The sequence below is a fragment of the Actinomadura sp. 7K534 genome (assembly GCF_004348575.1).
Taxonomy (GTDB): Bacteria; Actinomycetota; Actinomycetes; order Streptosporangiales; family Streptosporangiaceae; genus Spirillospora; species Spirillospora livida.
Map to the genome: position 1 here is coordinate 1 of NZ_SMKB01000245.1, position 10,445 is coordinate 10,445.

The following is a 10,445-nucleotide window of genomic DNA, read 5'->3' on the forward strand; positions in this document are numbered from 1 at the left end:
TATAAGAGACAGCCCCCGCACCCTCGCCGCCGACGCGGCCGACCGCCTCGTCGCCGCGAAGCCCGCGGAGTTCAAGAAGGCCCCCGAAGAGAAGATCGTCCGGCGCGGAGTCACCTCCGGCCTGCGCGGCCTCCAGCACGTCTCCTACGACCGCTACTACGACGGCCTGCCCGTCTACGGCGGCGACTTCGTCGTCACCACCGACGCCGGCGGCGGGGTGCTCAGCACGTCCCTCGGCCAGACGCGGAAGCTCGACGTCTCGACCGACGCCGAGATCTCGGCGGCGCAAGCTGCGAAGACGTCCCGCGCCCAGGTGTCCGAGGTCGAGAGCGCGTCCGCGCCCCGCCTGATGGTCATGGCGGAAGGGTCGGGACGCCTCGTCTACGAGAGCGTCGTCACCGGCACCCGCGAGAAGGCGCCGACGAAGCTGCACGTGTACGTGGACGCCAAGACCGGCAAGGTCACGGAGACCTGGGACGAGGTCCGCGACGCCGCCGGCGCCGCCGTGGCCGACGACCAGAGCTACTACCACGGCACCGTCGACATCAGCACCGCGGCGACGTCGATGACCGACCCGCTGCGCTCCGGCGTCCGCTGCGGCGGCCAGAACGGCTCCACCTACACCGGCACCGACAGCGCCTGGGGCAACGGCAGCGGCACCAACCTGGAGACCGCCTGCGTCGACGCCATGTACGCCGTCCAGAAGCAGTGGGACATGCTGGGCAGCTGGCTCGGCCGCAACGGCCTCAACGGCAGCGGCGGCGGCTTCCCCATGCGGGTGGGCCTGAACCAGGCCAACGCGTTCTGGAACGGCAGCTACACCAACTACGGCCGCAACTCGGCCGGCACCCGCCAGGCCACGAGCGCCGACGTCGTCGCGCACGAGAACGGCCACGCCGTGTTCAGCAATACGCCCGGCGGCGCCGGCGGCGGCAACGGCAACGAGAAGGGCGGCATGAACGAGTCGGCCGGCGACATCTTCGGCGCGCTGACCGAGCACTACATGAACGAGCCCGCCGGCCTCGACCCGCCGGACTACCTGGTGGGCGAGGAGGTCGACCTCGTCGGCAGCGGCCCGATCCGCAACATGTACAACCCGGCCGCGCTCGGGGACCCGAACTGCTACTCGTCCTCGATCCCGCGCACCGAGGTGCACGCCGCCGCGGGCCCGCAGAACCACTGGTTCTACCTGCTCGCGGAGGGGTCGAACCCCGCCGGCGGCCCGGCCAGCCCGACGTGCAACGGCTCGACCGTCACCGGCATCGGGATCCAGAAGGCCGGCCAGATCTTCATGGGCGGCCTGAACCGCAAGGTGACGAGCTGGAGCCACGCCAGGGCGCGCGTCGAGACCGTCAACGCCGCGCTGGAGCTGTTCCCCGGCTCCGCCACCGAGTGCAACGCGGTGAAGGCGGCCTGGAGCGCGGTCAGCGTCCCCGAGCAGAGCGGCGAGCAGTCCTGCGGCGGCGGCCAGCAGCCGCCGGACACCGTCTTCTCGGACGGCTTCGAGTCCGCGCAGGGCTGGACGACCGACCCGGACGGCACCGACACCGCGACGGCGGGCGCCTGGGAACGCGGCACCCCCCAGGCGACCAGCTGGTCCGGGACGAGCCTGCAGCTCGCCGCCGCGGGCGGCAGCGCCGGCCTGGTCACCGGCGCCGCGGCCGGCTCGGACGCGGGCGGCAATGACCTCGACGGCGGCACGACGACCGTCCGGTCACCGGCGATCGCCCTTCCGGCCGGGACCCTGTCGCTGCGGTTCTCCTGGTACCTCGCCCACCTCAACAACAGCTCCGCCGACGACTACCTGCGGGTCCGCGTCGTCGGGGCGAACGGGTCGAGCACCGCGCTGAGCGCGACCGGCGCCGCCACCAACCGGGCCGGATCGTGGCAGACCGCCACGTACGACCTGTCGGCGTACGCGGGCCAGAGCGTCCGCATCGTCGTCGAGGCGGCCGACGCCGGAACCGCCAGCCTCGTCGAGGCCGGCATCGACAACGTCCAGATCACCGCTTCCTGACCGCCCCCCGCCCGCGGCCCGTGACGGGGCCCGCTCCCCCGTCACGGGCCGCGTCCCCCACCTGGAGGTACGTATGAGATCCCGCAAGATGGCCACCCTGGGGGCGGCCGCCCTGCTCGTCGGCGCCTTCCTGCCGGGCGCCGCGTCGGCGGCGCCCCCCGCCGCGGCGCTCGCCGCGCCCGACATCCCGCTCGCCAACGTCAAGGCGCACCTGACGCAGTTCCAGACCATCGCCAACGCCAACGGCGGCAACCGCGCCCACGGCCGGCCCGGCTACCGCGCCTCCCTCGACTACGTGAAGGCGAGGCTGGACGCCGCCGGCTACCAGACCGCCATCCAGTCGTTCACCTACCGCAGCGCCACCGGCTACAACCTGATCGCCGACTGGCCGGGCGGGGACGCGAACAACGTCCTGATGGTCGGCGGCCACCTCGACGGCGTCACCGCGGGCCCCGGCATCAACGACAACGGCTCCGGGTCCGCCGCGATCCTGGAGACCGCGCTCGCCGTCGCCCGGACCGGCCACCAGCCCGACCGGCACCTCCGGTTCGCCTGGTGGGGCGCCGAGGAGCTCGGCCTGATCGGCTCGACGCACTACGTCAACAACCTGCCGTCCAGCGAACGGTCGCGGATCGGCGGCTACCTCAACTTCGACATGATCGGCTCGCCCAACCCGGGCTACTTCGCCTACGACGGCGACGGATCCAGCGGCAGCGGCGGCCCCGCCGGCTCCGCCGAGATCGAGCGGGTGCTGCGCAGCCACTTCACGTCGATCAACGTGCCCGTCCAGGACACCGCGTTCGACGGACGCTCCGACTACGGCCCGTTCATCCGCGTCGGCATCCCCGCCGGCGGGCTCTTCACGGGCGCCGAGGGACGCAAGACGACCCAGCAGGCGCAGCTCTGGGGCGGCCAGGCCGGGGTGGCGTTCGACCGCTGCTACCACGCATCCTGCGACACCACCGCCAACATCAACGACACCGCGCTGGACCGCAACGCCGACGCCATCGCCCACGCCGTGTGGACGCTCGGCGGCGAGGGCGGCACCCAGGAACCGCCCGGGGACGTCGTCTACTCGGACGACCTGGAGACCAACACGGGCTGGACGGCCGACTCGGGCGGCACCGACACCGCGACGGCGGGCGCCTGGGAGCGCGGCACACCGCAGCCGACGAGCTACTCGGGCACCGCACTCCAGCTCGCCGCCGCGAACGGCAGCGGCGCGCTGACCACCGGCGCGGCCGCGGGCGGCGACGCCGGAGCGAACGACCTCGACGGCGGCACCAGCACCATCCGGTCGGGCCAGATCGCCCTCCCCGCCGGGACCCGGACACTGTCGTTCTCCTGGTACCTCGCCCACCTGAACAACAGCTCGTCGTCCGACTACCTGCGGGTGTCGGTCGTGGGGCCGAACGGGTCCACGACCGTCCTGAACCAGCCGGGCGCCGCGTCCAACCGCGCGGGCTCCTGGCGGACGCACGAGGCCGACGTCTCCGCCTACGCCGGGCAGACCGTCCGCATCCTCGTGGAGGCCGCCGACGCCGGTACCGCCAGCCTCATCGAGGCCGGCGTCGACGACATCGCCTTCAGCAGCTGACCACCGCAGCTCAGAGGCCGGTTTCAGAATTTTGAACGGCCCCGTTCAGCACAGTTGAAAATCCAGTGGCGGCTTGATCCGTTGACACCGCCCGGCCGCCACGATGCAATTTTGGACAGCCCCTCTCCACCCCCCAGGGCTGACCGCAGGCGGCCGCACGGGACGAATCTCGGCCCGTCCCGCGCGCCCGCCGCACACCGGGGACCCCGCCCCCCGCCGGGCCCTCGTGCCTGCTTATTGCTTTTGTAGGCGCGAGGGCCCTGGGGGCCCTCGCGCCTACAAAAGCGTGCGATTGCTGCATCGCTTCGACTCGCCCAGCGGCTCGCTGCGCGATCAGGTTTCTTGCTTCGCTCGAAACCTGCCTTCGGACGCGATCGCGACGGTTCAGGTTGTCGCGGGGTTGCGGTGGCGGCTGAGGTCAGCGCGTCCGACGGTGCGGGTCAGCGCCCGCCGTTGCGGCCGTCGCCCGCTTGCGCCCGATGGCTCGGGCGGGGGTGGAACGTCATAGGCGGGGGTCACAATGGGGGTATGTGCCGAAGCATCAAGACGCTCCGTCCGCCTTACTCGGAGGACGTGACCGATGACGACGTGCGGGCGGCGGCGCTCCAGTACGTCCGCAAGATCTCGGGGTTCCGCGCCCCCGCGTCCCACAACGCGGAGGCGTTCGACCGTGCCGTCGAGGAGATCGCGCGCAGCACCGCCGCCCTCCTCGACTCCCTGGAGGTCCGAGGCAGCCGCGCGAGTTAGGCGCCGGCCAGCAACTCCGCGATCTGGATGGTGTTGAGTGCGGCGCCCTTGCGGAGGTTGTCGCCGGAGCAGAAGAGGGCCAGGCCGTTGTCGACGGTCTCGTCGCGGCGGATGCGGCCCACGTAGGTCGGGTCCTGGCCCGCGGCCTGGAGTGGGGTCGGGACGTCGGACAGCACCACGCCGGGGGCGGCGCCCAGCAGTTCGGCGGCGCGCTCGGGAGAGATCGGGCGCTCGAAGCGGGCGTTGATCTGCAGTGAGTGGCCGGTGAACACGGGCACGCGCACGCAGGTGCCGGAGACCTTCAGGTCCGGGATCTCCAGGATCTTGCGGCTCTCGTTGCGGAGCTTCTGCTCCTCGTCGGTCTCGGCGAGGCCGTCGTCCACGATCGACCCGGCCATCGGCAGGACGTTGAACGCGATCGGCCGCACGTACACCGCCGACTCGGGGAACTCCAGGGCGGAGCCCGAGTGGGTGAGCTTGTCGGCGCTCGGCACGACCTTCGACGTCTGGTCGTGCAGTTCGGCGACGCCCGCGAGGCCGCTGCCGGACACGGCCTGGTAGGTGGAGACGACCATGGCCGCGAGGCCCGCCTCGTCGTGCAGCGGCCGCAGGACGGGCATGGCCGCCATCGTGGTGCAGTTCGGGTTCGCGATGATCCCCTTGGGGCGGTTCGCGGCGGCGTGCGGGTTGACCTCGGCGACGACGAGCGGCACGTCCGGGTCGAGGCGCCAGCCCGAGGAGTTGTCGATCACGACGGCGCCGGCCTCGGCGACCTTCGGGGCGAGCGCCTTCGAGGTGGTCTTGCCCGCGGAGAACAGCGCTATGTCGAGGCCGGAGTAGTCGGCGGCCGCCGCGTCCTCGACGGTGATCTCGGTGCCGTTCCACGGCAGCTTGCGGCCCGCCGAGCGGGCCGAGGCGAACAGCCGCAGCTCGTCGATGGGAAATGCGCGTTCGGCCAGGATTTCGAGCATCTTGGCCCCGACCTGTCCGGTGGCCCCGACGATGCCGACTCTCATGCCGCTCCCTCTGGGTTGATCTCTTGACCTGGCGAGTCTGCCCAGCTCGGTGGCCGGGCGTCCACTGAGTAACCCTACGCGGAGGGGTCCAGTGTCACTTAACGGAACGCGTCCAGGCCGGTCACCGCCTTCCCGAGCGTGAGCAGATGGACCTCCTGGGTCCCCTCGTAGGTCAGGACGCTCTCCAGGTTGTTCATGTGCCGGATCACGGGATATTCGAGGGTGATCCCGTTCGCGCCGAGGACCGTGCGGGCCTGCCGCGCGACGTCGAGGGCGGCGCGGACGTTGGCGAGCTTGCCGAACGAGATCTGCTGCGGCGTGACGCTCCCCTCGTCCTTGAGACGCCCGATGTGCAGGGCGGTGAGGCCGGCCTGCCCTAGGGCGACCTCCATCCAGGCGAGCTTCTCCTGCGTGAGCTGGAACGCGCCGATGGGCCTGCCGAACTGCTCGCGGGTCTTGGCGTACGCGACCGCCGCCTCGTAGCAGGACCGTCCGGCGCCGATCGCGCCCCACACGATGCCGTACCGCGCCTCCGACAGGCAGCCGAGCGGCCCCCGGAGGCCCCGCGCGCCGGGGAGCATCGCGTCCGCGGGGACGCGCACGTCCTCCAGGACGAGCTCGGACGTGACCGACGCGCGCAGCGACATCTTCCGGTGGATGTCACCGGTGGTGAACCCGAGGGTGTCCTTCGGGACGAGGAAGCCGCGGATCCCCTCGTCGGTCTGCGCCCAGACGACGGCGACGTCGGCCACGGATCCGTTCGTGATCCACATCTTGGCGCCGTTCAGGATCCAGTCGGAGCCGTCGCGGCGGGCGCGGGTGAGCATGTCGCCGGGGTCGGAGCCGCGGTCGGGCTCGGTCAGGCCGAAGCAGCCGAGCGCCTCGCCCGCCGCCATCCGCGGCAGCCACCGCTCCTTCTGCTCCTCCGACCCGTACCGGTGGATCGCCGTCATCGACAGGGAGCCCTGGACGGAGACGAAGCTGCGCAGGCCGGAGTCGGCGGCCTCCAGCTCCCGGCACGCCACCCCGTAGGCGACGGCGCTCATCCCGGCGCAGCCGTACCCCTCCAGATGCATGCCGAGCAGCCCGAGCTTGCCCAGCTCCGGGGCGAGCTCCCGGACGGGGACCGTGCCGTCCTCGAACCATTCCGGGACGTGCGGCACGACCCGCTCCGTCACGAACGTCCGCACGGTGTCGCGGACCATGCGCTCCTCGTCGGTGAGCCGGTCGTCGATCCGCAGCACGTCCATCCGGGCCTCCTCCCGCGGGCGGTTCCGCCCACGAGGGTACGTCGGGGGCGCCGCCCGGAGCGGGCAGGGGTTCACTCAGGGGCGGATCAGGGCGAATCCGGATGTCAGAGACGCTCCCGGGTGGGCATGATCGAGGCATGGACATGGAGAAGAACACCACCGGAACCCCGCAGAAGCAGCTGCGCCGCACCCACGACGGCCGGATGCTCGCCGGCGTCTGCTCGGGCGCCGCGCAGTACCTCGGCGTCGACGCCAACATCATCCGCCTCGGACTCGCCGTGTTCACGCTGTTCGGCGGGGCCGGGCTCGCCCTCTACGTGATCGCGTGGGTGCTCATCCCCGAGGAGGGCGCCGCGAAGTCGATCGCGGAGGACCTGTTCAAGAAGGCCGGCGACTCCCCGACCGTCCAGGACGCCGTCCAGAAGTCCAAGGACGCCCTCAACAAGAACCGCACGAACGCCTAGGAGGCGGGGGCCGAGCGGCTGACCCCGCTGGTCAGGTCGCCCGTCTGGGACGCGGTGAGGACCACGGGCTCGCCAGGGGGGCGCACGCCCGCGATGACGTCGCCGCGGACCTGGTTCCACACGAGCGTGAGGACCGCGGCGGCCGACAGGCCCAGCACGCCGGCGAGCGCCACCACCGTCTCCGGCCCGAGCACCTGCGTCGCCGCGCCGCCGACGAGGATGCCGACGCCCTGCCCGGCGAGGATGCCGGACTGCGCGAGGCCGAACGCCTGCCCCCGCCCCGCCGCCGGCACCGCGGACACGAACGCCGCGTTGGCCGCGAGCTGGTAGGCGCTGCCGACGCCGGACAGCGCCCACAGCGCGACGACGCCCCACAGCGGCGGGTGCACGCCCGCCCCGATCAGCGGCAGGCAGGCGAGCATCGACATCCAGCCCATCGCGCGCAGCCGGTTCGTGGGCCGCACGAACCGGCTGAACAGGAACGCGCCGATGACCATCCCCGTCGGCATCGCCGACAGCAGCAGGCCGACCGTGACCGCGTCCCCGCCGAACGTCGCCGCGTACGGCGCGGCGAGGCCCTCGGGGACCACGTAGAACGCGCACAGCCACGCGAACAGCACCAGCGACCTCAGCACCGGGTCGCCGAACACGAGCCGCGCGCCGTCCCGCGTCCCGCGCCACAGGCCGAGCGAGTCGCCGGCGCTCCGCCTCTTGGACGCCGGTCTCCGCCGCACCCCGCCGATCAGGATGACGGCGGACACGCCGAACGTGAGCGCGTTCAGGGCGAGGGCCTCGTGCGTCCCGACGGCGGCGACGACCGCGCCGCCCGCGAGGAACCCCAGCATCTGGGTGGCCTGGTGGGTGATGTTGTTGATCGCCGTCCCCGCCACGAACCGGTCGCCCTCCAGGACGTCCGGCAGGACGGCGGCGCGCGCCGCGGAGAACGGCGCGCCCAGCAGGACGGTCAGGAACACCAGGACCGACAGGGCGCCGACCGGCATCGGCACCACCGCCATCAGCGCCACCAGCCCCGCGCGCACCACGTCGCAGACGATCATGACGGTGCGGCGCGGGAACAGGTCGGCCAGCCCGGACAGCACGGGCCCGCCCACGATCGGCGGAAGATAGGTCAGCGCGTACACCAGCGCCGTCAGCAGCGGCGACTTCGTGTGGTCGTACACGAGCACGGCCAGCGCCACCTGCGCCAACTGATCGCCGACGAACGACAGCGCCTGCGCCAGCCAGAGGGCACGGAACTCACCGACCGCGAAAACCTCGCGGTAGGTCGCCTGCTCCTCCGGCGGACGGCGATGCCTGCCGGCCTGCCTTCCCGCCACGCATGCTCCAGTTCAGCCCGCCCGGTGTTGGGCGACCCCCCTATTAACTCACGCTGCGTGGCAGTTGTGTGACCTACAGTGCGCAATCCCCGAGGTCAGTATCCGAGCTCGTGTAGCCTCCGGTCATCGATCCCGAAATGGTGAGCGATCTCATGAACCACAGTGATCCTCACCTCTTCGACCACGTCGTCCGGTGTGTCGCAGATTTCGAGAATCTCTTTCCGGTAGATCGAAATGTGATCGGGCAGGACGCCGGCGTACCAGTCACCGCGCTCGGTGAGGGGTACGCCTTGGTACAGCCCGAGAAGACCGCGTTCGGGCGCCTCGTCCTCGACGACGATGACGACGTTGCGCATGTGGGCGGTCAACTCGGGTGGGATGGTGTCGAGGGCCTCGCCCACCAGGTCCTCGAACTCGTCCCGCGACAACTCGATCACACTGGCCATCCTGCACGACAGAAGGGGAACACGTGCCCAAGGTCCGCACCGCGCTGACCGACGTCCTCACGCCCCTGCGCCAACGCGTCTCGCGAGCCCGCGGCGCCCTCCGCGACCGCACCGCCCCCGTCCGGGACTTCTGCTCCCCCGTCACCCGCCGCGTCCGCCCCGCCGTCACCGGCCGCACGTCCCGCGTCCTCCTCGTGATGGCCGTCGGCCTCGCCGCGGGCTACGCCGGCCTCCTCCTCGGCGGACGCACCGTCACCGCGGTGGGCCCCACGGACGTCCAGCTCTCCCTCCGCCCGTCCCTGCAAGGCGGGACGACCCTCGAACTCCCCCCGCTCGGCTCCCTGCAGCTCGACACCCACTGGGGCCCGGTCTCGCTGGAGGCGAGCCTCACCGACGTCCGGCCCGAGCAGGCCCAGAAGCTGATCGAGGACGGCACGGAGCTCGACCGCCTCACCGACCGGATCACCGACCAGATCCGCGACGGCGTCGTCACCGTCCTCGTCCGCGCCGCCCTGGTCGCCCTCCTCGCCGGATTCCTCGCGGGCCTCGTCGTCTTCCGCTCCTGGCGCCGCGCCCTCCTCGGCATGGGCTCCGCCGCCCTCGGCCTGGCCGGCGTCACCCTCCTGACCTGGGCGACGTTCAACCCCCACTCGATCGCCGAGCCCCGCTACACCGGCCTGCTCGCCAACGCCCCCCAGATCGTCGGCGACGCCCGCAGCATCGTCGAGCGCTTCTCCGAGTACCGCGCCCAGCTCGCCCGCCTCGTCGGCAACGTCTCCGAGCTCTACACCACGACCTCGACGCTGCCGACCTACGAGCCGGACCCGTCCACCCTCCGCGTCCTGCACGTCTCCGACATCCACCTCAACCCGGCCGCGTGGAACGTCATCAAGTCCGTCACCACCCAGTTCAAGGTCGACCTGATCATCGACACCGGCGACCTCATGGACCACGGCAGCGCCGCCGAGGACCGCTTCGCCGACGACATCTCCGACCTGAAGGTCCCCTACGTCTACGTCCGCGGCAACCACGACTCCAAGGGCACCGAGGACGCCGTGGACGACCAGAAGAACGCCGTCGTCCTCGACAACGAGACCCGCGAGGTCAAGGGCCTGCGCATCTACGGCGTCGGCGACCCCCGCTACACCCCCGACAAGAGCACCCGCGACGACTTCACCGGCGCCGACCAGATCCGCGCCGAGGGCCAGCGCCTGGCCGCCGAACTCCGCGAAACCGGCACCACCCCCGACATCGTCGCCACCCACGACCCCACCGAGGGCGAGGCGTTCTCCGGCCTCACCCCCGTCGTCCTCGCCGGCCACGCCCACGCCCGCTCCACCCGGCTCCTCCCCACCGGCACCCGCCTGTTCGTCCAGGGCTCCACCGGCGGCGCCGGCCTCCGCGGCCTCGAACACGAGGAACCGACCCCGATCGAACTCTCCGTCCTCTACTTCAGCCGCGCCACCCACCGCCTCCAGGGCTGGGACGACCTCCGCCTCGGCGGCCTCGGCCTCACCTCGGCCAACATCGAACGCCACCTGGAGCCCAACCCCGACCGCACCATCGACCCC

Annotated in this window: 9 protein-coding genes; 5 read left to right on the forward strand and 4 right to left on the reverse strand. The window is 71.9% G+C overall.

Annotated features, from left to right (window positions below; all coding sequences use genetic code 11):
* From E1266_RS31060 to E1266_RS31070, 3 genes are all read left to right on the forward strand, one after another.
* Positions 1-2,017: M4 family metallopeptidase (locus tag E1266_RS31060; protein ID WP_243719098.1), on the forward strand; the 2,017-nt coding region annotated here is incomplete at its 5' end.
* A gap of 73 nt (positions 2,018-2,090) precedes the next feature.
* Positions 2,091-3,614, forward strand: coding sequence for a M28 family metallopeptidase (locus tag E1266_RS31065; protein ID WP_132053130.1), 1,524 nt, complete (start codon positions 2,091-2,093; stop codon positions 3,612-3,614).
* Positions 3,615-4,142: 528 nt separating this feature from the next.
* Positions 4,143-4,361: a DUF2277 domain-containing protein gene (locus E1266_RS31070; RefSeq protein ID WP_132053132.1), complete on the forward strand. Its 219-nt coding sequence runs from the start codon at positions 4,143-4,145 to the stop codon at positions 4,359-4,361.
* Here E1266_RS31070 and E1266_RS31075 read toward each other — a convergent pair.
* On the reverse strand, positions 4,358-5,377 hold the full coding sequence (locus tag E1266_RS31075) for an aspartate-semialdehyde dehydrogenase (protein ID WP_132053134.1): 1,020 nt from the start codon (positions 5,375-5,377) through the stop codon (positions 4,358-4,360). The two genes, E1266_RS31070 and E1266_RS31075, sit on opposite strands and share 4 nt — an antisense overlap.
* Positions 5,378-5,475: 98 nt before the next feature.
* Positions 5,476-6,627 carry an acyl-CoA dehydrogenase family protein gene (locus E1266_RS31080; protein WP_132053135.1) on the reverse strand — a complete coding sequence of 384 codons (1,152 nt, stop codon included), beginning with the start codon at positions 6,625-6,627 and terminating at the stop codon, positions 5,476-5,478.
* 137 nt (positions 6,628-6,764) lie between these two features.
* On the opposite strand from E1266_RS31080, the gene E1266_RS31085 reads away from it, so the two are divergent.
* Positions 6,765-7,091: a PspC domain-containing protein gene (locus E1266_RS31085; protein WP_207946019.1), complete on the forward strand. Its 327-nt coding sequence runs from the start codon at positions 6,765-6,767 to the stop codon at positions 7,089-7,091.
* On the opposite strand, the gene E1266_RS31090 is transcribed toward E1266_RS31085, so the two are convergent.
* Both E1266_RS31090 and E1266_RS31095 read right to left on the reverse strand, forming a co-directional pair.
* Positions 7,088-8,428 carry an MFS transporter gene (locus E1266_RS31090; protein ID WP_132053136.1) on the reverse strand — a complete coding sequence of 447 codons (1,341 nt, stop codon included), beginning with the start codon at positions 8,426-8,428 and terminating at the stop codon, positions 7,088-7,090. The genes E1266_RS31085 and E1266_RS31090 overlap by 4 nt on opposite strands.
* Before the next feature lie 95 nt (positions 8,429-8,523).
* Entirely contained in the window at positions 8,524-8,865 is a 342-nt protein-coding gene (locus tag E1266_RS31095; protein ID WP_132053137.1) for a metallopeptidase family protein, read from the reverse strand.
* A gap of 32 nt (positions 8,866-8,897) precedes the next feature.
* On the opposite strand from E1266_RS31095, the gene E1266_RS31100 reads away from it, so the two are divergent.
* The coding region (locus E1266_RS31100) for a metallophosphoesterase (protein WP_243719102.1) at positions 8,898-10,445 on the forward strand (1,548 nt) is incomplete at its 3' end.